A 26,579-nucleotide genomic window follows, 5' to 3' on the forward strand; every position below is an offset into this window, starting at 1 on the left:
CTCATGATATTAGTCGTTGGTGGAGCTGGATACATAGGTAGTCACACAGTTAAAGAACTAGTCGATCAAAACTATGGAGTAGTTGTATTAGATAATCTAACAACTGGTCATCGTGAAGCAGTAGATGAGCGAGCGATCTTTGTTGAAGGTGATTTAGGAGATGCAACTATTTTAGAAACTATTTTCTTAACTTATAATATTGATGCCGTAATGCATTTTGCTGCTTATAGTTTAGTAGGTGAATCAGTTATGAATCCATTAAAATATTATCAGAACAATGTTGGTGCGACATTAACATTACTAGACAATATGATAAAGTTTGACGTAAAGAAATTTATCTTCTCTTCTACTGCAGCAACATATGGTATTCCTGAAGCTGAAATCATTACAGAAGAAACAGTTACGAATCCAATCAACCCATATGGTCAATCAAAGTTAATGATAGAAAAAATCTTAGCTGACTTCCACAAAGCATATGGTTTAGGCTATGTTGTTCTACGTTACTTTAATGCAGCGGGAGCACATGCTACGGGATTAATTGGAGAGGATCACACTCCTGAAACTCATTTAATTCCACTTGTTCTACAGCATTTACTTGGTCAACGTGAGTCAATCAGTGTATTTGGAAGTGATTACCCAACTCCAGATGGAACATGTATCCGCGATTATATCCATATTACTGACTTGGCTTCGGCACATATATTAGCTCTAGCAAGTTTACTAGAAAATGGTGACCTTAATAAGACGTACAATTTAGGGAATGGAAAAGGATTTTCTGTAAAAGAGATTATTGAAACATGTGAACGAATTACGGATAAAAATGCAAATGTTATCTTTACTGACCCTAGGGAAGGCGATCCAGCTCAACTAATTGCTTCATCACAAAAAATATATGAAGAATTAGGCTGGGAGACGAAATATTCTTTAGAGCAAATAATCGAAACAGCCTGGAATTGGCATCAAAAGAATCCAAATGGATATAAGAAACAATTTATTATGAACTGAAGTTAACATGACCTTCTTTCGGAGGTTGTGTTTTTTTATTTTTCAAAAAATTACCAATAAAAGTTATGCAAATGCCTGTCTAATCAAGTAAGATAGAAAGGTAAGTAATTCTGACTATTTTTCATCGGAAAATAAGTTCGTAATTAAAGGAGAAAAATCTTGTCCAGATCAGAAAAAAGCTCATCTGAAAAAATGTCCACAACAAAAAAAGTACTAATAATCGTACTAAGTGTACTAGTTGTCATTGGTTTAGGAATAGGCGGTTATGCATATTCAATTTACCACAATGTAAATAAAACATCAGACGCAATCTATAAAGACATAAAGAAAACTGATAAACGAAAAGAAGAAGTAAATGTTGAGAAGAAAGAACCTTTCTCTATTTTACTATTAGGGGTTGATCATCGCCCGGGTGACAAAGGTCGTTCAGATTCTATGATTGTGTTGACTGTTAACCCGAATAACAATACAACTAAAATGGTTAGTATTCCACGTGATACAAGAACTGAAATTGTTGGAAAAGGTAAAGAAGATAAAATTAACCATGCATATGCATTTGGTGGAATTCAAATGTCTGTTGATACAGTTGAAAACTTCTTGAATATTCCTATTGATTATTATCTTGAAGTTAATATGGAAGGCTTTAAAGACATCGTTGAAGCAGTAGGTGGAGTTGATGTAAATAATGACTTAGACTTTACTTATGATGGAGTGCACTTTACGAAGGGACCACTTCATTTAAATGGTGTAGATGCCTTAAAGTTCTCTCGTATGCGTAAGTTAGATCCTCGTGGTGACTTTGGTCGAGAGCTTCGTCAAAGAGAAATTCTAGAAGCAGTAATTAAAAAGGGAGCATCAATTTCTTCCTTATCAAACTATCAATCAATTTTACAGGCAATCCAAAAGAATGTTGTGACGAATATTACTTTAGGTGATATGGTTTCGATTCAAAAGGATTACCGTCAGGCTGCGCAAAATATTAGTAAGACCCAAGTTAAAGGTGAAGGCAAGATGATTAATAAAATTTATTATTTTATTGTTCCGAAAGCAGAAAAAGATAGTATATCTAATGATCTTCGTCAGCACTTAGAATTACCTTCAGAAACAAAATAATATCTAACTCTCAAGAACCACCGTTAAAATTTATCGTTTTAACGGTGGTTCTTTTTTTATGTCTTTTTTACCTCTAGGACCCTATTCTATTACACTTAAAATTACCATTTCATTCCAATGCCCTAAGAATTTAACCTACACAACCCTTTAACCAACATCATAATAATATATATATTCCTAAATGTTTAGGAGGTCTTTGCGATAAAAGGAATTATACTTGCAGGTGGTAGTGGTACTCGACTTTATCCATTAACGATGGTGACTAGTAAGCAGCTATTGCCTGTGTATGATAAACCAATGATTTATTATCCGTTATCAACTTTAATGTTGGCCGGTATTAGAGAGATTTTAATTATATCGACTCCAGAGGATCTGCCTCGTTTTGAGGCTTTATTAGGTGATGGTTCTCAGTTTGGAGTTTCGTTGAAATATAAAGTACAACCTAGTCCAGATGGGTTGGCTCAAGCTTTTATTATTGGTGAAGAGTTTATAGGAAACGACTCTGTTGCGATGATATTAGGTGACAATATTTATTATGGCAGCGGGTTGCGCAGTATTTTGAAGAAAGCTGCGATGAAAGAAAAAGGGGCAACAGTGTTTGGTTATCATGTACAGGATCCTGAGCGATTTGGTGTTGTTGAGTTTGATGAGTCTGGGAAAGTATTGAGTATTAAAGAAAAGCCAGTGGCTCCGAAATCAAATTATGCTGTAACGGGATTGTATTTTTACGATAATCGTGTCATTGAGATTGCTAAAAACGTAAAACCATCGAATCGTGGTGAATTGGAGGTTACTTCTGTAAATGAAGCTTATTTAAATTTGGGTGAACTAGAAGTAGAGTTATTAGGTCGTGGCTACACGTGGTTAGATACTGGAACGCATGAAAGTTTAGTGTCTGCAACAAATTTTGTCAAAACAATTGAGGAGCATCAAGGGATTAAAATTTCTGCTCCAGAAGAGGTCGCTTATATTAATGGATGGATCGATAAAGAACAATTATTACGTTTAAGCGAATCGCTTAGTAAAACAAGTTATGGTAACTATTTACGAAAAGTTGCAAACGGTGAGATTAAATATTAGCTTAAGGAGTCATTATCAATGAAAATTACAGAAACTTTTATAAAAGGAATTGTAGTTATTGAACCAACTGTTTTTGGTGATCACCGTGGTTGGTTTATGGAAACATATAATGATTCTAAAATGAAGGATTTTGGAATGGATTCAAACTTTGTTCAAGATAATCAATCATTTTCTGCATTGAAGGGAACTTTACGTGGATTACATTATCAATTGTCTCCAAAAGCACAAACGAAGTTAGTTCGTTGTACAAGGGGTTCGATTTTTGATGTGGCTGTCGATATTCGAAAAGGGAGTCCGACATACAGAAAGTGGTTCGGAATCGAGTTAAGTGCAGAAAATAAAAAACAATTATTCATACCAAAAGGGTTTGCTCACGGTTTTATGACTTTAACAGATGATGTGGAAGTCCAATACAAGGTGGATGAGCTATATTCACCTGAATGTGATCGAGGCATTGCTTGGAATGATCCTGTAATTCAGGTGCAATGGCCAATCAATATTTCTCCATTATTATCTGCAAAGGACAAAATCGCACCATTATTAAAGGATGCTGAAAATAATTTTATTTATAAGGAGTAATATAAATGAAGGTTTTAGTAACTGGTTACGGTGGGCAGCTAGGCTATGATGTTGTTCAGGAATGTGAGCGACATGGTTTACATGTTAAGGGCTGCGGTCGACAGGAGCTTGATATTACCAAAAAAGAATCAGTTTTTTCTTTAGTAGATTCATATAAACCAGATGTTATAATCCACTGCGCTGCTTATACAGCGGTAGACAAAGCTGAAGATGATAAAGAGAATTGCTGGAATGTGAATGTTGAAGGAACGAGATCTTTAGTTGAAGCTGCGAAAAAGCATCATTCAAAGTTCATTTATATTAGTACAGACTATGTATTTAATGGGGAAGGTGAAAGTCCTTTTAGTGAAGATGACCAACCAGACCCAATCGGTTATTATGGATTAACAAAGTATGAAGGTGAAAAAGTCGTTCAATCATTCATCGAAAACTATTTCATCATTCGTATTTCGTGGGTATTTAGTGTTAATGGGAATAATTTTATTAAAACAATGCTAAGATTATCAGAAACTAGAGATGAATTAAATATAGTCGGAGATCAAATTGGTTCACCAACCTATACAGTTGATTTGGCTAGCTTAATAGTAGACTTAATTAAATCCGATAAATATGGAATCTATCACGCAACAAATGAAGGCTTTACTAGTTGGGCTGAATTTGCAGAAGAAATATTCAAACAAACCGACAGTAAAACTTTAGTAAAATCGATTGCATCCGAAGATTATCCTACTCGAGCAGCTAGACCGAAAAATTCGAGATTAGCAAAACAAAAGCTAGTAGAAAATGGCTTCCAATCCTTACCTTCATGGAAAGACGCATTAGCTAGATATTTAGTTCAATTAAATAAAAGAGACGAGGTACAATAAAACATGAAAGTAGCTGTTACAGGTGGTGCCGGATTTATCGGTGGAAACTTTGTTCAATACATGATCAATAAATACCCATCCTATTGCATTTACAATCTGGATGCTTTAACTTACGCAGGTGACTTAACAAAGCATAAAAACATCGAACAAAATGAAAACTATCATTTTATTAAAATTGATATTTCAAACCGTGAAGAAATCATGGCATTATTTAAAAAAGAAAAGTTCGACTATATCATCCACTTCGCAGCAGAAAGTCATGTCGATCGCTCTATAACAGACCCAGGTATATTCGTGACAACAAATGTATTAGGAACTCAAGTTTTACTAGATGCTTCAAAGGCGATAAACGTTAAGAAATTTGTACATGTATCCACAGATGAAGTGTACGGTGATCTAGATTTTGACCCTACAACCTTTTTTACAGAAGATACACCTCTACAACCGAATAGCCCGTACTCTGCAAGTAAAGCATCATCTGACTTATTAGTTCGTGCTTATTACGAAACGTATGGATTTCCTATGAATATCACACGTTGTTCAAATAATTACGGACCATATCACTTCCCAGAGAAGCTAATTCCATTAACCATTTCACGAGTTCTAAATGACCAAAAAGTTCCTGTTTATGGTACTGGTGAAAATATTCGCGACTGGTTACATGTTCTTGACCATTGCTCTGCAATTGATTTAGTCATGCATAAAGGAGAAAATGGGGAAGTTTACAATGTAGGTGGACATAACGAACGGACAAATTTAGAGGTCGTTAAAACTATCATTTCTACTCTCGGAAAATCTGAAGACTTAATCCAATTTGTACAAGATCGCTTAGGTCATGATAAAAGATATGCGATTGATCCTAGTAAACTAGAAAAACTAGGCTGGAAACCAACTTATAATTTTAATACTGGTATTGTTCAAACGGTTCAATGGTATGTAGATAATAAGGAATGGTGGGAAACGATTGTTTCTGGTGAGTATAAACAATATTTTGAAAAACAATACGGTAAATAATTAGAAATGAACTTGATGAGGAATTTCATTAAAATATAAGAGTAATTTAGACGTTTTCTATTAAAGTGAAAACGTCTTTTTAAATTCCAATTAAATAGTACTTTAGAACTACTAGTATAGAATGTTTATGTGCTATCTCAACCAGAACTAATAACCTATTAAATTCTAATTAATTTCTAATTCATTGGGAAATATCCCTAAATTAAATTCTTTTAATCGCTTTTTAACTATAATTTTAATTACCATTTATAAGTTATATTTTTTTATGTTATAATACATTTTATATCAATAAATGACAATTTCATTACAAAATTGTAAGTTTTTTTATTCGAAATTTACAATTTTTTTATATTCAAAAATGTTTCTTAAATGTTATGTTTTTTCAGAAAAATATAATGTTGTAGATTACTAGTTATATCATTAAAAACTGGTTAGAAAACAACGCTTGTTTTAATGAGAAATTTAATTTTAATTCAAGGAGGATAAGGGATGAATCAACCGCAAATCTCGGTAATATTGCCTATTTATAATGTCGAAAATTATATTCATGAATGCTTAAATTCATTATTAAACCAAACGATTGGTTATGAAAATTTAGAAGTAATTATGGTAAACGATTGTTCTAATGATCGAACCCCTCTAATTATTGATGAATATGCCGCAAAATATGAAAATTTTAAAGCAATTCATTTCACAGAGAATTCTGGTGCTCCAGGTAAACCAAGGAATGTTGGAATAGAAAATGCCACAGGTAAGTATACAATCTTTTTAGATCCGGATGACATTGTACCTGCAGATGCATATGAAAAATTAATTAACGTAATTGAAAATAGTGATTCTGATTTTGTAATGGGTAAGATGCAAAGTTTTGATGATGAAACTAAACGTAGGCATGAACACGTTACATTTAAGCAATACCAATTACAAAAGAAATATATCGATGTAAATATTGATAATGTCCCATTTTTCTATCAAGTTAAAACAGCAATTATTTTAAAATTAGTTAAAACTGAGTTTTTATTAATAAATAAAATTGAATTTATTGAAGGTATGAAAAATGGTGAAGACAAATATTATGACATTCAATTATTCTCTAAAGCCAAAAAGTTCAGTTATATTCCTGAAGTAATTTATTTATATCGAGCAAGAAATGATGAGAAAAATTTATCTCTAACACAAAGAGATATTATTAGTACTGTAGAAAACGATGTAAAATCGGCTTTAATTATTAAGCCTTTACTTTCACAAGAAGAATTTAGATATTTTCAAATAAATGTGTTTAGATCTATTTTTTGGAAAATTGGAGATGCAGACTTTAAGAATTTAACAAAGGACCAAAAAGATTATCTCTTTAATTTAATAAAAGATGTAGTGGTAGGATATGATTCAGAAATAACTAAGGAATATATGGAAGTAGAGGAACCAATCATTAGTTTAATTAGCTCTGGTCATATCGAGGAAGCTTTAGATTATAATCATTTATTAATTTCTAGAAGATGGTGGTTTAAAATAAGCAAAGAACTAGAGAAAGATTATAAAAAGTCATCAAAAATAAGAAATAGTAATTTTTGGAAAGTGACAAGTCCATTAAGAAAAGTTATCAGACTTGTGAAGAGGGTGTCGTAAGTTGCAATTTAGCATCATAATTCCATTCGTAAAAGAGGAACTCAATCAAGCTCTTGATTGTATTAATTCAGTTAAGGATCAAAGTATTAAACAAAATCAAATTGAATTAATCCTTTTTAATACAGAAAATGAAGTACTGAATGAAGAGGCTGAGAAAACATTAACTCTTCAGTTTGATGACCTAAGTGTAATAAATACAAAATTGAAGCCAGATGACCTAAATGGCAAATATGTCTTCATTTATGATCGTAAAACTAATATAAATAAGCATTTATTAGAAGTATTTTTAAGAATAGCAAATTCTGGAAAATACGATTGCATTTTTACTACTCAAAGTACAAAAAAATTAGAAGTAAATCCAGTAAATATGAATGATTTTACATATTCAGATCTAATGAGTATGAATTTGTTGAGAACTGTTACTTTAAAGGACTATCTTGTAAAAAATAAAATTCAAGAGTTTAATTATTTTGAATTAAAGCATTTTCAATTAAGGCAATATTTTACAAATGAAAATATTGGAACGAATGATGTATTAGCAATTAAAAATACTGAGATTAATGACAAGTATATTCATAATCAAGTTCAAGAAATCAACTATTTGTTTGTAAAAGTAAGAGAAGCATCCGATAAAGATCTTCAAAAAGTAGTATATGATATGTTCATTAAGCAACTAATGGATTTAGTTGATAAAAAGATATTTGTCGAAGAATTAGATGAAGAGCTTCAAATTCAATTATTAAAACTATTACAATTAATAACAAAAGAAGTAAATTTACCAGAAACTTTAAAGAAAACAAAACTAGAAGGCTATAAAGGATTTTTTGCAATCCTAAGCATGAAAAAATATTCTGAATCCATTAGTTATATGAAGTTGTTCAGGAGTAAGAGATACCAATATCATACGGCAAACAAATATAGCAATTATTTAGAGAAACATCCAGTCGATCCTAGTGAAGACTTAACATGGAAAATGACTAAACCATTACGTTTAGTAAAACCAGCAATACGCAAAGTAAAAGGACTTATTATTAAGTATTTATTACTGCTAATTGTATCTTTCTATAAACTTCTATATTTAAATAAAGAGGTTTGGTTAGTATGTGAAAGACCTGATCAAGCTGAAGATAATGGGTATTTCTTTTTTAAGTACTGCAGAGAGCAACATCCAAACAGAAAAATCTATTATATAATCGAGAAAAATTCTCCGCATTATGACAAAGTAGCTAGATTAGGAAATGTTATTCATCACTCTAGCTTTAAACATAAAATTTACACACTATTAGCGGATGTATATGTTAGTGCTTGGACATTTAGTGAAAGTGGTTTTCCAAATCCTTCAAAAGATTTTACCTCAAGATTTAGAAAGCAATTAAAGAACAAGTTTCAAGTATGTATCCAGCATGGCGTTATTATTCATAATATTTCTCCGTATTTATCAAAGAAAAAGTATCAACAGAATTTAATTATAGCTAGTTCAGAATTTGAAAAAGAAATTATTATGGAAACTTTAAACTATCCAAACGATGAAGTTGAAGTAACAGGTTTAGCTAGATTTGATAATTTACATGATGCGATTACGAAAAGACAAATATTAATTATGCCAACGTGGAGACGCCATTTATTTAAAATAAATAAAAAACAATTCTCTAATTCGGAATACTTTAAGACGTATAAAAACTTGATATCAAATAAGAATTTTCAAGATTTTATTAGTAAGGAAAATATACAGGTTAAGTTTTATATTCATCATCAGATGCAGCGCTTCTTAGGAAGCTTTATTGTAAAACATCCAAACATTGAATTCTTATTAAAAAAAGATGCCAAAGTTTCAGATTTACTAAAAGAATCGAAGTTATTATTAACTGATTACTCATCAGTTTCAAGTGATTTCTTTTATATGAATAAACCAGTAGTATTCTATCAATTTGATCCACTTAAAAATCATCATGCACCTACTGAACAAATTAAATATAGCGATCTTGGAATTATTGTTAATAATGAAGAAAAATTACTTGAGGAAATCATTAATATTTCAAATAGAGATTTTACAGCAGATCAACTATATCAACAAAATTCGAGAAGAATATTTAAATATAAAGACAGAAATAATTCAAAGAGAATATTTGAAGCAATTGAAACATCTTATCATAATTTCAAAATTAATAAGAACGTTTAATAAATCAAAAAGAGGGTGAAATAAATCACCCTCTTTTTTTATTGCGTTAATTTTATTAATTCAGCTAGAAAATTCTTATAATAATTTGGTTCAAAATGCAAATGAAAAATACCCCAAGCATGATCTGCAATAGAAATATAGTTTTGTTTTACATTTATTGTTGAAACCTCGTAATTTGAAATAACGTAGTCATCCAATTGATCCCAAAAGGCATTTAATAATTCGATATCAGTGTTAGAATTAATTTTCTTAATGTTTTGTTCCTGATCGTAGTACATCCCAGTAAATCTAGCTTTGTGAAGTATGATTTTACAATTCGGAAGTTCTCTATTAATAAATTGTAAAAATTGATCAATCGAGTGTTTCCAAAGTGTAAAGTATTCGCTAAGATTAGTATTCAAACTAAATGTTGTGACTTCGTTTAATTCTCTATAAAGTGATGTTTTCGTGATCTTCCAACGATTATTAGTAATATATGAACTATTCGTCTTTAAACAGCCAAAATAAACATCCCCAAAGAAATCAAGAATGAGAGCTTCAGGCTGCTTACTGATTAAATCATTTAAAAAGTTCTTTTCTAAGTCATCGAAAACATCATTTTGCTCATATTCATTTAAGTTGTCAATTTTCTCTCGATTATATGGAATCGGATTACTCATTAAACTAATGATTGACGATTGGTTTTGATAGCGAAGTAATTCAAAATGATTTTTATAATTTAAGTTAAATTTACTATTAAAATTATCTCGTGTAACACAAGATCCAAATGCAGCGATTTTTAATTTCTTTTCATTGCTTTTAATAGAAATAACGTTCTTATTTAATGAAAGAGATAAGTTTTTAGTTTGATGATTATATTCATTCTCAGTTAATAAGTTAATTAAAACTTTAATATCCTTGTTTAATGTAATTTGCGCATATAGTTCTAAGTCAGTCGATTCAGGGTATCTATTTAATAAATCAAATCCATTAAAGGTTGAATACAAAATCTCATTGTTATTTCCACTATGTGTACGAAATGAATGAGTATTAATCGTTAATTCGGTTTTGATTTGATTGAATTGTTTTTGATCAAAAACAGAGAGTTGAACAAAATCTTCGTAACACTCTGTTTTAGCTAGATTAAAATGTAATTTATCTTGCGTTAAGTAAAGTGCAATACGATTATCATTTGTTATATATGTCTTTACATAATAAATGTTTAGTAGTTTTGTATTCATATATTTAGTTGGTATTTCAGCATTACGATTAGTTTCTAATGGTAATAATTCAGCATCTTTAGCTAAATATAAATCAAAAATCTCGATTGGATATAATGTGACACTTCTCAAATCAGAAAAGTTAATATCTACTATATATTGGTTATCAATCTTTTTTATTAAGCTCTGCAATATTTCATTGCTTACTTTCACATGTTTATTTGACCTCTGTTTTACGACTAATGAAGATGTTTCATTTATTTTCCCATTTAGATCTTCTATGCAGAGTCTAATTCCGTCATTTAGGTATTCAATTTTTTTAAGCATAAAACAGCCCATCCCATTTAATTAAAAGATTTTATGAATTCGTAAAAAAATTTACGAAACGCTAACAGATATTAACATTAACATAATGATTATAAATATTAAACAAGACAATCGCTTTTTTTATTATTAAATGAATGAATAGTAACAAGAATTTAAGATTATTTATCAATGGATTATATACTATTCTCCGATTTTAGCATTCTCTTTCTATTGGAAAAGAACGTTACAGTTGGGGATTTTTTATATTTTTAAAAATTCTGATGCACTATTCAATTGGAAAATCATCTCATTATTTTTTTTACATACTTTTAACATGGATACTCATTAAGATTCACATAAAATCGTTAATCTTAAATTAATCATAATATTTCCTTTTTTTAATAAACACCTATGTGTTTATCTTATTGTTCTGGAGGTTTGAAATGAAGAATAGTGAATTATTGAATAGTAGTCATGTGGATTCAACAACTGTAAATTTTAAACCAAGTTTAATAGAGGTTTCGACTGAGGATTTCGATGCTAATATTCTACGGGAAAATGAATTGTTAATGAAAGAAAATGAATCCCTTTCTAATAAAGTGATGGAATTAGAAAAGAGAATGGAAGAGCAATTATTTCGTCAGTTGGATTTAATCGTAGAGCATGAGGAATTTATGATGGGACTCGATGATTATGTTCTTGTAAACGAAGTGAAGCAGTCATTTGGTTCGTATGAATATGAAAAATTGCAAGAAGAATATCAAAAGCTGCAATTAAACTATGAAACATTTAGGAACTCAAAGTTTGGCAAATTAGCAAGGAAGTATTGGAAGCTCTTGAAGTATTTAAAAAGAAAATGAGGGGTCATTTATGTTAAAAGAATTAATCGAAAAACAAATTACTAGATTACGTAATGATAAATATGACACAAAGATGATGCTGCAGGAATTAATGAATGTGGATGAACCCTTCTATTTTCAAAATCATGAGTTACTTCCATTGTCAGCTGATGATTTTACAGTCTCAAAAGGCATTCAAAAGTTTCAGAAGGAAAAGAAAACACTATTTCATAACAAACTAATAAGGCAGACTGCGGTCATTGATTATAAAGACGAAAAAAAATTAATGGAACTACTTTTTAATGAAGGAAGAAGTCAGTTATTTACTAAATTTGGCATTACCGGCTTTGTCAGTGGTAAGTGTGAGGTAGTTTGTGAATTACGATTGGTCGATCATGAGAATAACCCAAGTACAGTTAATTTTCAAATGGACGAGTTAGTTGATCTATCTCAATTTAAGCAAAATGAGATCCAATCGGCTGCTTTTTCGATATACATGACAGGTGCTGCCACGCTCCATTTATTCCATGCTAAATTAATGGGTTCATATAAAAATAGTACGATAGACAATAGTCACTTGAAGAAACAAAAGAAAGAAATTAAGGACTTTCGAGTTGGCTTTATTGCTGACGAATTTACGACACGATGCTTTGATTATGAGTTTCAACTTGTAAAAATTACGCCAGAGAATTGGTTGACTGAATTTAAAAAGCACCGAATTGATTTATTCTTTTGTGAGTCTGCGTGGCTTGGAAACGATGGAGCTTGGAAGGATAAAATCGGGACGAAAAATCACAGAAATCATACGAAACTATTAAAACTAGTTTATTGGTGTAAAGAACACAATATCCCGACTGTTTTTTGGAATAAAGAAGATCCATTTCATTACCAGGCCTTTATTGATACAGCTAAGCATTTTGATTATGTATGCACGACTGATTTTGAATCAGTTCAGAACTATGTAGATGAAGGCTGTGAAAATGTTTATTGTTTACCTTTTGCTGCTCAACCGAAAATTCACAATCCAATTGAATATATTCCACGTAAAGAGAAAGTAGTTTTTGCTGGAGCTTATTATGGTAAAAAGTTTCCTGAGCGTACGAGTGCAATGGAGAAGCTAGTCAATTCTTCGAAGGAATACGGACTTGATATATATGACCGAAACTATCATAATCCAACTAGTCCTAATCAATTTCCAGATGAGTATAAACCATTTATTGTTGGAAACTTAAAACAAAATGAAATCGATCTTGCGTATAAAGGATATAAAGTAGCGTTAAATGTTAATAGTATTACGAAATCTCCGACAATGTTTGCCCGGAGAGTATTTGAGTTGTTAGCAAGTAATACTCCAATAATTAGTTCCCATTCAGAGGGGATTCATCGAATGTTTGGAGACATTGTAACGGCTACAGATGATGAAAAACTAATGAAGCAACGACTTTCAAATTATTATGCTGATGAGACCTTCTATAAGAAAAATCGGTTACTCGCATTGCGAAAAGTATTAGAAGAACACACTTATACGAATCGAGTGGAAGATTTATTCAACATTATTAATCTGCCATACGAAAAGAAGGAAGAAAGTGCTACGTTAGTAGGGATCGTTCGAAGTAAAGCTGATTATGAAAAGTTAATCTCGATTTACAATAGACAAGGAATTAAACAAAAAAAGCTAGTGATCTTACTTGATTTGTTTGATGGCTATTTAGACATTTTTAATCAAAACAATCATGGGGAAGTAAAAACCTACCTAATTGATTACTGCCATCATTATTTTAGCTTGAATGATCTCGTTGATTCGAATTATATTGCTCCAATTAATCTAGATCATTATTATGGAGAGAATTATTTAAGAGATTTGATGTTAGCTACTAAGTATACGAATGATACGATTATTGCTAAAGGCAATGGAAATAGCTATAACTACGTAAATGATTGCCATATTGACGAAGCATTGATTTGTATAAAGGCGACTAGATTTCTTCATCCAAATGAATTTATAAAGCTTTTAGATCATAAATCATCAATTGGACATTTCTCAAAAGCTGGTGTTCAATTTTTTGAAATTGATGAGTTTAATTTTTATCGAGATGCCTATGAACAAGCCAATAGCCGAGACAAAATTGAGAGTATTTTAGTATAAGGAGCTGTTTTTATGAAACTGGCGATTATAGGGCATGATTTAAAATTTATAAACGAAGCGATTAAGAGGTTTGAAGCTAGAAGTGACATTGAAATAAAAATTGATTTATGGGAAGGCCATACAATTCATCAAGTTGGCAAAAGCTTAGAAATTGTTAATTGGGCGGATGTTCTTTTTTGTGAGTGGGGACTTGGAAATGTGATTTGGTATCAAGAGCATATAAAAGATCATCAAATATTAATTGTAAGAATGCATCGTTTTGAAATGAATACTCTTTTTCCAGAACGATTTGATTTTACGAAGATTGATAAGATTATCGCAATCTCTTCCTATATATATGAGGAATTTAATCGTGTTGCAAAGATTCCTAGAGAAAAGATGATCGTCATTCAAAATGGTGTTGATGTAGATCGATTTCATTTGCCTAAGCAGTATGATGCAGATTTTCGAATTGGATTACTTGGTTATGTACCGAAGTTAAAACGATTAGATCGAGCGCTTGATATATTTGAAAAGTTGTATGAAAAAGACAGCAGATATACTCTTTCGATAAAAGGAAAGCATCCGAAAGAGTTTCCGTGGGTTTGGAATAATCAACAAGAGCAGGATTATTATACAAGTTTATTTAAAAAAATTGAGAAATCCCACTATCGTAATCAAGTTCAGTTTGAAGAGTGGGGAGATTCAGCGGAATGGCTCGAGTCGATTGGTTATGTCTTATCAGTTAGCGATTATGAAAGTTTTCACTTAGCACCTGTTGAAGGGATGGCTTCTTGCGCAGTGCCAATTGTTTTAAATCGTGAAGGAGCTCGAACGATATTCCCTGATGAGTATATTTTCGAATCACTCGATCAAGCAGCGCAGTACATTGCGGATAGTAGAAAAGGATCTAGGAAAGAACTAGTTGAATTTGTGAAGGAAAATTACTGTATGGATAAAATGTGTTCAGAGATTTTGTGTCTAATTGATGAGTTACAAAAAAAATTAGTTCATTAAGTATTTCGGAGAGCACAGTGAATTCTTGAGTAGAAGGAACTGTGCTTTTTTCTTCTATTATTATGTACATCGAGTATGAATGATTTCAAAATGTGGGAAACTAAGTGTATAGAATCGAATAATTACTAGTTAAAGAACTTATTGGAATTAAGCCGATTAATATTTACAATTAGTCACGTAAATAGGGGAATAGACAGTATTCTTCATGGTAAAAAATGTCTTTATTTGCTTAGTTACGATACAATAGATAGATACATATTTCAATAAGCCGATTTGTTTTGAAAGGGGAAAGAATTTTGACTGTTAAAGTAATGACAATTTTTGGAACAAGACCAGAAGCAATTAAGATGGCGCCACTTGTGCTTGAGCTAGCTAAACATCCTGATCAAATAGAATCTATTGTGACGGTTACAGCTCAGCATCGTCAAATGTTGGATCAAGTTCTCGAAATTTTTGAAATCACACCTGATTATGATTTAAATATAATGAAGGATCGCCAAACTTTAATCGATGTAACAACTCGAGGTTTGGAAGGTTTAAATAAGATTATGCAAGAAGTAAAGCCGGATATAGTATTAGTTCATGGTGATACGACAACTACTTTTATTGCTAGTCTTGCAGCTTTTTATAATCAAATTGCAATTGGTCATGTTGAAGCTGGTTTACGTACTTGGGACAAGTATTCACCATATCCAGAAGAAATGAACCGTCAATTAACTGGTGTCATGGCAGATTTGCATTTTTCTCCTACGACAAAATCAGCACAAAATTTATTAGCTGAAAATAAAAAGGAAGAAACCATTTTTATTACTGGTAATACTGCGATCGATGCACTAAAAACAACAGTAAAAGAAGAGTATGCTCATCCTGTTCTTGACCAGATTGGTAACGACAGATTAGTCTTAATGACTGCCCATCGTCGTGAAAATTTAGGGGAACCAATGCGAAATATGTTTAAAGCGATTAAGCGCTTAGTCGAAAAACATAATGATATTCAAGTTGTATATCCTGTACACATGAATCCTGTTGTTCGCGAAATTGCAAATGAAGTATTAGGAAATGACAATCGAATCCATTTAATCGAACCACTAGATGTGATTGATTTCCATAACTTTGCTGCAAGATCACATTTAATCCTAACAGATTCTGGTGGTGTACAAGAAGAGGCACCTTCTTTAGGCGTACCAGTGCTTGTTTTACGTGATACGACAGAACGTCCTGAAGGAATTGACGCTGGTACATTAAAGCTTGCTGGAACTGACGAAGAAGTCATTTTCTCGTTAGCCGATGAACTGTTGTCGGATGAAGAGGCACATGCAAAAATGTCTAAAGCATCTAACCCATATGGAGACGGTGAAGCTTCTAGAAGAATTGTTGAAGTAATTATTCAGCATTTTAAAAATAAGAATAAATAAGGTTTAACGATAAAGGACTATTTTTACAAATTTTGTAAAGATGGTCTTTTTTTACTTTTTCTTTTTATTTTCATTTAAAATGGTCTTTTAATTTTATTAATGAAGCTTTTGAAGTTTTTAAATGTTAAAACTATATAGAAGTAAAAAATGATGAATAGGGGCTATTCAAGTAAATTACATTTATTTATATTGTTTCATTTTGAATAAATTTAATTAAATCTCTATTGTTAAATTAAGTATATTGTAGAAATTTATCGATTTATGTGTGATAATTTTGTCTGTTGGGTTAAATTTGGGTTATTAATGATAAATTCATTAAAAGAAAGGACTAGATTATGCTTTTCAGTTCAACTATATTTTTGTTTGTATTCCTACCTATAGTATTACTAGTTTATTTTGTATTACCACGTATATTCCGGAACGCATGGTTATTACTAACTAGTTTAGTTTTTTATGCATGGGGTGAGCCAAGGTTTGTATTGGTTATGTTCCTTTCAATAATAATCAATTATGTATTTGCTTTAATAGTTGATGCAAATAGAAATAAGAAAACTAAAATAAAGTGGATTATGGCAGCAATGCTTGTAGCCAATTTGGGGTTATTATGTTTCTTCAAATATTCAAACTTTTTTGTTGATAATATTAATTTATTATTGAATACAAATATTACAATTCCTCAAATTCCATTACCATTAGGAATATCATTCTTTACTTTCCAAGGGATTAGTTATGTTGTTGATGTTTATCGAAAAGATGGTGCACTGCAAAGAAACCCATTAAACATGGCTACTTATAAAACTTTATTTCCACAGCTAATTGCAGGACCTATTGTTCGTTATCAAACTGTTTCACATCAAATTACAGATCGAAAAGAGTCTTTAGAGAAATTTGCTTATGGAACGAAGCGATTTATTATTGGTTTAGGTAAGAAAATGTTTTTAGCGAATAATTGTGGCTGGGTTGCAGATCAAATTTTTGCACAAAATCCACATGATATGTCAATTGGTTTAGCCTGGATTGGTATCATTGCGTATTCTTTACAAATCTACTTTGATTTTTCAGGTTATTCAGATATGGCAATTGGTTTAGGAAAAATGTTCGGGTTTGATTTTTTAGAAAATTTCAATTATCCGTACATCTCAAAATCAGTAACAGAATTTTGGAGAAGATGGCATATTTCGTTAGGAACGTGGTTCAGGGACTATCTATATATCCCATTAGGTGGAAATCGAGTTTCGCCTATACGTACGTATATTAATCTTTTTATTGTTTGGTTTGCTACAGGATTTTGGCATGGAGCAAGTTGGACATTTATCGCATGGGGTATTTATTACGGAATATTAATCATGCTTGAAAAAGCTTTCTTAGGTGACATATTACGAAAGTTACCGAGTGTAATTCAGCACATTTACGCTACATTCATAGTCGTAATAGGATGGGTATTTTTCCGTGCAGAAACATTTAGTTATGCATTTGATTATATTAAGACAATGTTCGGATTAAATAATACAGTTCTTTGGGATTCAAGTGCAGGATATTATTTTGCTGAATACGGTGTTCTAATAGGACTAGCTATTATTGGTGCAACTCCTTTACTGAAAAACTTTGCAGATAAAATCATGGTTCAATCAGAATCCAGCTTTGCTGTAAGAATTTTCGGTCGTAATATTGGGTTAACAGGCTACTATTTATTAGTTTTTGGTATTTCAATTATTTGTATTGTTTCTAACACGTTTAATCCATTTATCTATTTCCGTTTCTAGTAAGTTGGAGGTTTATTATGCAAAACAACCTATTTAAATTTAATAATTTCATAGTTATAAGTTTCTTATTTATCATTTTTGCAGGGGCTATTTATGTTTGGGTAAAAGGTGATTTGAAGTATTCCACAATTGAAAATCGAACACTTGCTCAAATGCCTAAAATAAGTTTAGATAAGTTAGCCTCTGGAGAATTTTCAAAAGAATTTGAGCTTTATTATAATGACCAATTTCCTGGTAGATTGAAGTTAATTGAAGCGAATGCATCAATCAATAAAGACTTATTAGGTCAAAATGTTGTAAAAGATGTATATGTTGATGATAATGGTTTATTATTATCAACTGTGCCTAAACAAACGAAAGCTAGTGCAAAAGTCATTGCAAACAGAATTAATAAATTTGCGTTACAAGCATCAAAACTTGGAGTGAACACTTATTTTAGTTTAGTACCAAATAAATCAGTTACATTCGAAGACCAATTCCCTTCATACTTTCCTAGTTATGGGAATGAGGCGTCAGATTATCTTTTTAGTGATATCGATCCAATTGCACACCCTTTAGATCTAAGAATTACAATGAATAAACATAAAAATGAACCCAATTTATATACTTTTACTGATCATCATTGGAAGGCAAAGGCTGCATTTTATTCATATCAAACGATTATTAATACAATTTATACAAATTCAAATGAAGTTGGAAAAGCATTGAACGCGGATGATTTCATTTGGAAAGAAGAAGGCTTACCTTTTTATGGTTCGGATGCTCGTAAAACGACGAAAGCAAATGTTACGAAAACAGATACAATAACTGTGGTAGAAAGTAAGAGAAAACAGGATTTAAATGTCTGTTACAATGCTATATGTAATAGAGGTTTATATGCAAAAGAACCATTGGAAAATGTTAGTCTTTATACAAATCGATATGTTACTTACATGGGTGGGGATCATCCTGAAACAGCAATTTATAACAATAAAGTTAAGAATCGAAAATTATTAATTATTAAAGATTCTTATGCGAATGCAAGTATACAATTTTTTGTTAACCATTATAAAGAAACAAGAGTCCTTGATTTGAGATATTACAATAAGATGCCGATCATTGATTATATTAAAAAGTATAAAATAGATGATGTAGTCATTATAAATAATGTTAATTCTATTTATGTAACACCGACATTAACAAATTTTGAGCATCCTGGTCAAGGTGAAAATCAATAAATTCGAATATATCTTCCAGGTGGGACAATAGAAAAGGGATGTCATATGAAAGTTTTAACTTTTATGACATCCTTTTTTATTAGGAATAAAATTCAAAAAAATAACAAAGAGTAGAAAGAGGAGCAGGAATAGGAAATTTCAAAAAATTTAATAAAGGATTAGAACATCCACAGCTTCGAAAAATGACTTTAAATTCAAGACTTATTCAATAGTGTACTTTATTAAATTGAGCATCAAGAACAATAGGCATTTATTCGTTTTTAAAGTAAAATAGATTTATAGTCTTTTCAATACTAATATAACGGTTTAGCCATTCAATAAAGGGGTCTAATTATTAAACTCTAGGAGTGATTAATATGAAGAAAGTAAGAAAAGCGATTATTCCAGCTGCGGGCCTTGGTACGAGATTTTTACCTGCAACAAAAGCAATGCCGAAAGAAATGCTACCGATCGTAGATAAGCCAACTATTCAATACATCGTTGAAGAAGCGATTGAATCGGGTATAGAAGATATTATCATTGTAACTGGTAAAGGAAAGCGCGCGATTGAAGACCATTTTGATCGAGCATTTGAGTTAGAACAAACTTTATATGAGAAAGAAAAGTACTCTCTTTTAGAAGAAGTAAAAATTCCTTCAAATATTGAAATTCATTATATACGTCAAAAGGAACCAAGAGGATTAGGGCATGCAGTTTGGTGTGCACGTAATTTTATTGGAGATGAACCATTTGCGGTTTTACTTGGTGATGATATCGTTGATGGAGAAATTCCAGCTTTAAAACAATTAATTGATCAATACAATATAACCTATTCATCGGTCATTGGTGTTCAACCTGTAGCTAGTGAAGAGACTCATCGATACGGTATAGTTGACCCATTATTACAAAATGGTAGGAGATACGAAGTAAAGAATTTTGTTGAAAAACCAGCTCCTGGAACAATTGATTCGAATTTAGCCATTTTGGGTAGATATATACTGACACCTGAAATTTTTATGTTCTTAGAAGAACAAAATATCGGCACTGGCGGAGAAATTCAATTAACTGATGCAATTCAAAAATTAAATCGAATTCAACGTGTATTCGCTTATGATTTTGAAGGAACAAGATATGATGTAGGTGAAAAACTAGGATTTATAAAAACAAACATTGAATTTGCATTAAAAAAAGAAGAAATAAGAGAAGACTTGATTCAATATTTAAAAAAGATTCTTTCAGTGGAAGTTCAACTTTAATCATTACAAAATAAAACGACTAAACCTTTTGTTAGTAAAACAAAGTTTAGTCGTTTTTGTTTTTGTAATGGTTTAAATTACTTAATCAATCAACATCCCTATTAGTTTGTTGAATGTAATAGTTCAATGTTTTTTCAAGACCTTCATACAATGTGTAGGCTGGTTGCCAATTTAATAATGAGTGTATTTTTTCATTTGTTAAATAGCTATCACGAATATCGCCACTACGTTCATCCTGGTATTGAACTTCGATTTTTCGGTTAAGAATTTGTTCAGTAACCTCTAATAATGTATTTAAAGATGTTTTTATGTTTGTACCAACATTACATACATCATTTGCTGGTTTTTCTCCTGCATTGAAGTTTGCTGAAGCAATATCTTCTACATAGATATAATCTCTAGTTTGCTCGCCGTCTCCGAAAACCGTAAAAGTAGAATTTGATATGATTTTATCCATAAGAATACTAATAACTCCACCTTCACCTTTTGGATCTTGGCCAATTCCATATACATTGGCATATCTAAGAATAGTAAAAGGGATTTCATATAATTGATGGTATACATTTATGTAATATTCAGGTGTTAATTTTGAAATGCCATAAAAAGAAATAGGGTGTTTTTGATGGTTCTCATCCACTCCTAAATAAACCGGATTACCATAAACAGCTGCTGAAGAAGCATACACAAGTGTTACTTCTTTTTCTTCTTTTAGTTTGCGTACAGCCTCTAATAAATTGATTGTACCTAAAATATTAATTTTTGCGTCTTCTAAAGGATTTTGGATTGAAAATTGAATATCGATTTGTGCTGCGTGATGATTGATGATATCTGGTTTTTCTTTTAGTACGATATCAATAAATTTAGAATGACAAATTCTCTCTTCGTAAAAAGTAACATTTGGTGGAAGAGTAGTTATGTTTCCACTTGAAAGATCATCTACAACTACAACTTGGTAACCTTTGTCTATATACATTTTTACAAGATTTGAACCAATAAAACCAGCACCGCCTGTAATTAAGATCTTTTTCATAAGACTTCTCCTTAAATAATGGACTAGCAATCATAGATTTCTTTATATATTAACTAAAATTATGATATTAATTTTACCATAGTAATACAAACTAGACCATGTAAAATAACTAGTACGGTAGGGTTATCATTATTTAATTAAAGTTTGAATTAATCGTCTAGCTGATTGACCGTCCTGATATTTATTAAATCGATGATTAAATTCAGCTACTTTATGAAGATCATAGTTATCTTCTTTTATCATGTTAATGATTTCATCCGTTGTTTTGACAATCGGTCCTGGAACAAACTCATCATAATCATAGAAAAAGCTTCTTTCATCTAAGTATTCTTCAAGGTCATATGCATAAAAGATCATTGGCCGTTCCAAAATTGCATATTCAAATACAAGTGATGAATAATCACTGATTAGTATATCTGTAAGATAAAGGACTTCATTCATATCATGATTGCCTAAATCAATGACAAAATCTTTTGCTTCTTGTGGAATGACAATCCCTTTTTTTACGGCTGGATGTAGTTTAAGGACTAGTACATACTCATCTTGAAGTTTATTGGCCATTTGGATTAGATCTAATTGTAAGTTGAAATTTTTTCGCTCTTTAGGGCTGCCTCTAAACGTAGGAGCATAAGTAATAATTTTTTTGCCTTTCAACATCGGATACATATTAAAATATTTATTTTTTACTGACTCTAACATTTCTTCATTATAGAAAAAGTCGGTTCTTGGTAATCCTAAAGCTAAAACCTTCGATTCAGGAACGTTAAATGCCTCTGCATAAAAAGGAACAATCTCATCGCAAGAAACAATAACATTGGAATAAGAAGTATGTGCTTTTATTTCAAATTCCTTACTATTACTATCTTTATAGCCTACTGCGCTAAGTCCAAATTTTTTGAATGCCCCACATGCATGCCATACTTGAATGACTTTCGTATCTTTTCGTAAATTTACATTATATAGAGGTCTGTGATAATCATTCAGTATTACATATTTAGCGCGTCCAAAATCATAATACATTTTACATAACTCAGAGAAATTACGCTTTCTAATAAAATGGCCAATAATTTTGTACTCCGGTTTTGTTTTAATCAGTTCTTCGTATATAAAATAATAAGAGTCTTGAAGTCCAGTTGATTTATTAGAAGCAAATATAATCTCAGCTTTCATTGGGAGCATTTTTGCAAAATTTAAGACAACACGTCTAGCGAAGGCACTTTTTAACCGACTTGTGAATTTGTTTTTCCTTTTTTTATTTGCTTTCATTCTGACTAGGCTATTAATAGGAGATAAACTATTTTTACTGACAGCTGCCAAACAAGAATTAACCTCTCGTTTATGTTGAGAAGTTATTAATTGATGTGCCATTTCTGGATTTAATCTTTCTTCCCAAACTTTTAGTAAGTCTAAATGTATTCGTTTTGCTTCTGGACTCATAAAATGATATCGATTAACGATTTCGTAGGATAGAATCCGAGGGATCGCTGGGATTTTGTTATAAAGATGAATATCAATTTTATTTACAAATTCCAAAAATAGTTTTAAACTCTCAACTTGGGTCTCTGTGTCCATACTTCGAATAGCACTGTTAACTGCTGGCCATATATCTGCCATTACGATTCTTTGGTAGTATTGCGCTTTTAATTGATTGCGTTCATATTTGTTTGCAATGTACCTGCCCCAAAGAGGATCGGAAACTGATAGACTCTTTAAGATATCAGTTAAGACATTAACAGAATTAACTCTAACAATTTGAGATAAGGAAATATTATCTTCATCTTCTCTAGAACGATAGTAATAAATAACTTTATCAACGGTGAAAATTTTATTGGCCTTTAAGTATGCTTCTATTATAAAAGGGTGGTCCTCGGTTACTTTAATGTTTTTAGGAAAATTGATATTTTTGACGTGGGTAGCTTTAAAAAGTTTATTACATGGTCCAAGAGAATAGAGTAGGCCAGGGGTTGAGATTAATGACTTTTCTCCAGGTATATTTACTCCATTACTAACATGACTGCCAATAAACCATTTTTGAGTACTATTAAAGCTTAACGATTGCCCTGTAACAACTTCTGCATTTTCATCAAGTGCTGATTGGTACATTGCTTCGATTGCATCGTGAGGCAATAAATCATCAGAATCGACAAAGCCGATATATTCACCTCTAGCAATCTTCTTTCCATTATTTCTAGCTATACCAGGTCCGCTATTATCTTGAATACCTAATACAATATTAGGATAGTCTTTTGCATATTGTTTTATTAATTCAACACTTTTATCACTTGAACCATCGTCTACAAATATAATTTCTATATTTTTAAGTGATTGATTAACCAAGGATGAACAGGTTATTTCAATATATTCCTCTACATTGTATACAGGGATGATTAAACTAACTTTAACGTCCTTTAAATCAGGGTTGATTATTAATTCAAAACTCATCAATTTTTCCTCATTTCAAACGATTAAATAAAAATTTATTAATTATTTAAAAGTAATTTTGTCAAAAATATTGGAAATTATTCCTTCTTAAAGGATTTATGCCTAGATTAAGTCAAAGAAAAGGCAAGTAAACAGATAAATCCACGGATTTAATGCTTACTTGCCTTTAACAAATTATTTAATTAGCGTTTCTACGAATCTTTCTGAAGCTCGTCCATCAGCTATTTCATTGAAACGTTGGTTGAATTCTTTCACTTTATTTAAATCAAACTGATCTTTTTGGATTAAATCAATAATCTCATTTGTAGTAGAAGTTATTGGACCTGGTACAAAATCATGATAATCATAGAAGAAACTTCTTTCTTTCATGTAGTTCTCATAATCATAAGCAAAGAAAATAACAGGTCTTTCAAGTAATGTATACTCAAATAATAAAGAAGAATAGTCGCTGATTAAAATATCTGTCATTAATAAAACTTCATTAATATTCTCATTACCTAAATTCAATACAAAATCACGAGCAGATTCAGGGATTTTTACATTATTCGTAACTGCTGGATGCAATTTTAGTACAAGTACATAATCTTCCCCTAATTTTTCTTGCATTGCAGCTAAATCAAGTTCCAAATGAAACGTTTTTCGATCTCTTGGGTTTCCACGGAATGTTGGAGCATAAGTAATAATTTTTTTATCTTTTAATTTTGGAAACCTATTTAGGAAATTTCTATGAACATAATCCTTTGTTTGATCGTCAAAGAAAAGGTCAGTTCTAGGTAGTCCTAAAGGTAAAACATTTTTTTGATCAATATCAAATGCCTCAGCGTAATGAGGTACAACTTCATTCGTTGAAACAACAACTTTTGTATAAGGTTTGTGAGCATTTGTTTCAAACTGTTTTGAATTACTATCTGCAAAACCTACTGCACTATGTCCAAACTTTTTAAATGCACCACAAGCATGCCACATTTGAATAACTTCTGTTTCTTTTCTAAAATTCATTTTATAAATTTGGCGGTGATAGTCGTTTAGAATAATATATTTAGCACGGCCAAATTGGTAGTATGTTTTACATAAATCAGAGAACTCACGTTTCTTAAAGAAGTCATCAACTACTTTATATTGTGGACGTTTCGTTCTAATTTGTTCGTAAATAAAAGGATATGAATCATCAAGACCTTTCGATTTATTTGATGCAAAAACAATTGTATTATCTGCAGGTAGTAAACTAGCAAACTTAAAAACTACTCGACGTGCAAATGAACTTTTAAAACGGCTCTTAATTTTATTAATACGTTTTCGGAGATTTCGTTTGCTAATATGACTTTGAATTGGCTTGATCGAATTTTTTTGTAATGCTTTTAAACATAACTGTGTATCAAATTTTCTGTTTGAGTTTTTCAATGTATGCATAGTACCTGGGTTACTAAGTTTTACCCATTCTTTTAACCAGTTTAAATGCAGTTCCTTTGCCTTTTGCGATAATAAACCATAATGAGGAACCAACTCGTATGATGTGATTCTAGTTAGAGCAGGGACTTTATTATATAATTTGAAGTCAATTGTCTTAAGCCATTCATAAATTAATTGAAATGCTTCTTCTTGGATTGAAGCATCTTTTGAACGAACCGCGCTCATAATAGCAGGCCATAGATCAGCTGTAACGATACGATGGTAATAAACACCCATCACATCTAAACGCTCTAGCTCGTTCGGTATTAAATTATTCCATAATTCATTTGAATAACTTAAACTTTTTAAGATATCACGTAAAACTTTAACAGAATCAACACGTACTACTTGTGAAAGAGAAAGATTTGATTCTTCTTCACGATTACGGTAATGATAGATTACTTTATCAACTGTAAAAATTTTATTTGCTTTTAAATAAGCTTCAATGATAAATGGGTGATCTTCTGTCACTCTAATATCAGTTGGGAATGTCATACCATTAATTAAACTAGCTTTAAACATTTTGTTACATGGACCTAATGAATATAATAGTCCTTTATTTGCAATAAGTGATTTAGTACCAGGAGTATATACACCATTGTTGACATGGCTAGCAATATACCAAGAACGAGTACTATTAAAGCTTAAAGAAGCTCCTGTAACTACTTCAGCATCCTCAGTTTTTGCTGCTAGATACATAGTTTCTAATGCATCCTCAGGTAACAAATCATCTGAATCGACAAAACTAATGTATTCACCTTTAGCCAAAGTCAAACCATTATTTCTTGCAACGCCTGGACCAGCGTTTTTCTGAATTGCATATAATATATTTGGATATAAGCTTAATAGGTCATTAATAATGTTTGGCGTATTATCAGTTGAACCATCATCAACTAATATAATTTCAATTGGACTTAATGTTTGTTTCTCAAGTGATTCAATTGTCTCTTTAATATAATTTTCTACATTATATACAGGAATAATGATACTAACCCTAGGTTGATCTATTTTAGATGGTCTTACTACTTCAAAATTCATTTTAGGTAATTTCTCCTCATTATTAAAATAGTGTATGAGTTA

At 31.1% G+C, this 26,579-nt stretch carries 19 protein-coding genes; 15 read left to right on the forward strand and 4 right to left on the reverse strand.

Annotation, left to right across the window (positions count from 1 at the left end; translation table 11 throughout):
- Positions 1-3 precede the first annotated feature (3 nt).
- The 8 genes from galE (at position 4) to ACFVRR_RS14870 (ending at position 9,462) form a co-directional block, all read left to right on the forward strand.
- Complete coding sequence (gene galE / locus ACFVRR_RS14835) at positions 4-1,005, forward strand: UDP-glucose 4-epimerase GalE (protein ID WP_387329892.1); 1,002 nt, start codon at positions 4-6, stop codon at positions 1,003-1,005.
- 192 nt (positions 1,006-1,197) lie between these two features.
- Positions 1,198-2,118, forward strand: coding sequence for a polyisoprenyl-teichoic acid--peptidoglycan teichoic acid transferase TagU (tagU, locus tag ACFVRR_RS14840; RefSeq protein ID WP_387330054.1), 921 nt, complete (start codon positions 1,198-1,200; stop codon positions 2,116-2,118).
- A gap of 201 nt (positions 2,119-2,319) precedes the next feature.
- Complete coding sequence (gene rfbA / locus ACFVRR_RS14845) at positions 2,320-3,198, forward strand: glucose-1-phosphate thymidylyltransferase RfbA (RefSeq protein WP_387330057.1); 879 nt, start codon at positions 2,320-2,322, stop codon at positions 3,196-3,198.
- Positions 3,199-3,216: 18 nt separating this feature from the next.
- A complete protein-coding gene (gene rfbC, locus ACFVRR_RS14850) occupies positions 3,217-3,777 on the forward strand; it encodes a dTDP-4-dehydrorhamnose 3,5-epimerase (protein ID WP_387329895.1) in 561 nt (186 codons plus the stop codon).
- Between the two features lie 5 nt (positions 3,778-3,782).
- Positions 3,783-4,643, forward strand: a complete 861-nt coding sequence (gene rfbD, locus ACFVRR_RS14855; RefSeq protein WP_387329898.1) for a dTDP-4-dehydrorhamnose reductase — start codon at positions 3,783-3,785, stop codon at positions 4,641-4,643.
- Positions 4,644-4,646: 3 nt separating this feature from the next.
- Positions 4,647-5,657 carry a dTDP-glucose 4,6-dehydratase gene (gene rfbB, locus ACFVRR_RS14860; RefSeq protein WP_387329901.1) on the forward strand — a complete coding sequence of 337 codons (1,011 nt, stop codon included), beginning with the start codon at positions 4,647-4,649 and terminating at the stop codon, positions 5,655-5,657.
- A gap of 489 nt (positions 5,658-6,146) precedes the next feature.
- Positions 6,147-7,283 carry a glycosyltransferase family 2 protein gene (locus tag ACFVRR_RS14865; RefSeq protein ID WP_387329904.1) on the forward strand — a complete coding sequence of 379 codons (1,137 nt, stop codon included), beginning with the start codon at positions 6,147-6,149 and terminating at the stop codon, positions 7,281-7,283.
- Between the two features lies 1 nt (position 7,284).
- Entirely contained in the window at positions 7,285-9,462 is a 2,178-nt protein-coding gene (locus ACFVRR_RS14870) for a CDP-glycerol glycerophosphotransferase family protein (protein ID WP_387329907.1), read from the forward strand.
- Positions 9,463-9,500: 38 nt separating this feature from the next.
- On the opposite strand, the gene ACFVRR_RS14875 is transcribed toward ACFVRR_RS14870, so the two are convergent.
- Positions 9,501-10,988, reverse strand: coding sequence for a DUF6270 domain-containing protein (locus ACFVRR_RS14875; RefSeq protein ID WP_387329910.1), 1,488 nt, complete (start codon positions 10,986-10,988; stop codon positions 9,501-9,503).
- 422 nt (positions 10,989-11,410) lie between these two features.
- Here ACFVRR_RS14875 and ACFVRR_RS14880 point away from each other — a divergent pair, with 422 nt between their 5' ends.
- From ACFVRR_RS14880 to galU, 7 genes are all read left to right on the forward strand, one after another.
- Entirely contained in the window at positions 11,411-11,827 is a 417-nt protein-coding gene (locus tag ACFVRR_RS14880) for a hypothetical protein (protein WP_387329913.1), read from the forward strand.
- Between the two features lie 10 nt (positions 11,828-11,837).
- Positions 11,838-13,952, forward strand: a complete 2,115-nt coding sequence (locus tag ACFVRR_RS14885) for a CgeB family protein (protein WP_387329916.1) — start codon at positions 11,838-11,840, stop codon at positions 13,950-13,952.
- 12 nt (positions 13,953-13,964) lie between these two features.
- On the forward strand, positions 13,965-14,948 hold the full coding sequence (locus ACFVRR_RS14890) for a glycosyltransferase (RefSeq protein ID WP_387329919.1): 984 nt from the start codon (positions 13,965-13,967) through the stop codon (positions 14,946-14,948).
- A gap of 311 nt (positions 14,949-15,259) precedes the next feature.
- Complete coding sequence (wecB, locus tag ACFVRR_RS14895; RefSeq protein WP_387330059.1) at positions 15,260-16,363, forward strand: non-hydrolyzing UDP-N-acetylglucosamine 2-epimerase; 1,104 nt, start codon at positions 15,260-15,262, stop codon at positions 16,361-16,363.
- 335 nt (positions 16,364-16,698) lie between these two features.
- Entirely contained in the window at positions 16,699-18,126 is a 1,428-nt protein-coding gene (locus tag ACFVRR_RS14900) for an MBOAT family O-acyltransferase (RefSeq protein ID WP_387329922.1), read from the forward strand.
- 17 nt (positions 18,127-18,143) lie between these two features.
- A complete protein-coding gene (locus tag ACFVRR_RS14905; protein WP_387329925.1) occupies positions 18,144-19,343 on the forward strand; it encodes a DHHW family protein in 1,200 nt (399 codons plus the stop codon).
- A gap of 356 nt (positions 19,344-19,699) precedes the next feature.
- Positions 19,700-20,578 carry a UTP--glucose-1-phosphate uridylyltransferase GalU gene (gene galU, locus ACFVRR_RS14910; RefSeq protein ID WP_387329928.1) on the forward strand — a complete coding sequence of 293 codons (879 nt, stop codon included), beginning with the start codon at positions 19,700-19,702 and terminating at the stop codon, positions 20,576-20,578.
- A gap of 85 nt (positions 20,579-20,663) precedes the next feature.
- On the opposite strand, the gene ACFVRR_RS14915 is transcribed toward galU, so the two are convergent.
- The 3 genes from ACFVRR_RS14915 to ACFVRR_RS14925 all read right to left on the reverse strand — a co-directional run bounded on the left by ACFVRR_RS14915 (position 20,664) and on the right by ACFVRR_RS14925 (position 26,537).
- Positions 20,664-21,608, reverse strand: a complete 945-nt coding sequence (locus ACFVRR_RS14915) for a GDP-mannose 4,6-dehydratase (RefSeq protein ID WP_387329931.1) — start codon at positions 21,606-21,608, stop codon at positions 20,664-20,666.
- A 129-nt stretch (positions 21,609-21,737) separates the two neighbouring features.
- Positions 21,738-24,050, reverse strand: a complete 2,313-nt coding sequence (locus ACFVRR_RS14920; RefSeq protein ID WP_387329933.1) for a bifunctional glycosyltransferase/CDP-glycerol:glycerophosphate glycerophosphotransferase — start codon at positions 24,048-24,050, stop codon at positions 21,738-21,740.
- Between the two features lie 174 nt (positions 24,051-24,224).
- Entirely contained in the window at positions 24,225-26,537 is a 2,313-nt protein-coding gene (locus ACFVRR_RS14925; RefSeq protein WP_387329936.1) for a bifunctional glycosyltransferase/CDP-glycerol:glycerophosphate glycerophosphotransferase, read from the reverse strand.
- Between the last annotated feature and the right edge of the window lie 42 nt (positions 26,538-26,579).

The sequence above is a fragment of the Gottfriedia sp. NPDC057948 genome (assembly GCF_042887255.1).
GTDB lineage: Bacteria > Bacillota > Bacilli > Bacillales > Bacillaceae_G > Gottfriedia.

What these genes read in the sequence shown, in the direction of transcription:
- galE (WP_387329892.1), top strand. Translation starts at nt 4, where the DNA reads ATGATATTAGTCGTTGGTGGAGCTGGATACATAGGTAGTCACACAGTT.
- tagU (WP_387330054.1), top strand. Translation starts at nt 1,198, where the DNA reads ATGTCCACAACAAAAAAAGTACTAATAATCGTACTAAGTGTACTAGTT.
- rfbC (WP_387329895.1), top strand. Translation starts at nt 3,217, where the DNA reads ATGAAAATTACAGAAACTTTTATAAAAGGAATTGTAGTTATTGAACCA.
- rfbD (WP_387329898.1), top strand. Translation starts at nt 3,783, where the DNA reads ATGAAGGTTTTAGTAACTGGTTACGGTGGGCAGCTAGGCTATGATGTT.
- rfbB (WP_387329901.1), top strand. Translation starts at nt 4,647, where the DNA reads ATGAAAGTAGCTGTTACAGGTGGTGCCGGATTTATCGGTGGAAACTTT.
- ACFVRR_RS14865 (WP_387329904.1), top strand. Translation starts at nt 6,147, where the DNA reads ATGAATCAACCGCAAATCTCGGTAATATTGCCTATTTATAATGTCGAA.
- ACFVRR_RS14875 (WP_387329910.1), bottom strand. Translation starts at nt 10,988, where the DNA reads ATGCTTAAAAAAATTGAATACCTAAATGACGGAATTAGACTCTGCATA.
- ACFVRR_RS14880 (WP_387329913.1), top strand. Translation starts at nt 11,411, where the DNA reads ATGAAGAATAGTGAATTATTGAATAGTAGTCATGTGGATTCAACAACT.
- ACFVRR_RS14885 (WP_387329916.1), top strand. Translation starts at nt 11,838, where the DNA reads ATGTTAAAAGAATTAATCGAAAAACAAATTACTAGATTACGTAATGAT.
- ACFVRR_RS14890 (WP_387329919.1), top strand. Translation starts at nt 13,965, where the DNA reads ATGAAACTGGCGATTATAGGGCATGATTTAAAATTTATAAACGAAGCG.
- wecB (WP_387330059.1), top strand. Translation starts at nt 15,260, where the DNA reads ATGACAATTTTTGGAACAAGACCAGAAGCAATTAAGATGGCGCCACTT.
- ACFVRR_RS14900 (WP_387329922.1), top strand. Translation starts at nt 16,699, where the DNA reads ATGCTTTTCAGTTCAACTATATTTTTGTTTGTATTCCTACCTATAGTA.
- ACFVRR_RS14905 (WP_387329925.1), top strand. Translation starts at nt 18,144, where the DNA reads ATGCAAAACAACCTATTTAAATTTAATAATTTCATAGTTATAAGTTTC.
- galU (WP_387329928.1), top strand. Translation starts at nt 19,700, where the DNA reads ATGAAGAAAGTAAGAAAAGCGATTATTCCAGCTGCGGGCCTTGGTACG.
- ACFVRR_RS14915 (WP_387329931.1), bottom strand. Translation starts at nt 21,608, where the DNA reads ATGAAAAAGATCTTAATTACAGGCGGTGCTGGTTTTATTGGTTCAAAT.
- ACFVRR_RS14920 (WP_387329933.1), bottom strand. Translation starts at nt 24,050, where the DNA reads ATGAGTTTTGAATTAATAATCAACCCTGATTTAAAGGACGTTAAAGTT.
- ACFVRR_RS14925 (WP_387329936.1), bottom strand. Translation starts at nt 26,537, where the DNA reads ATGAATTTTGAAGTAGTAAGACCATCTAAAATAGATCAACCTAGGGTT.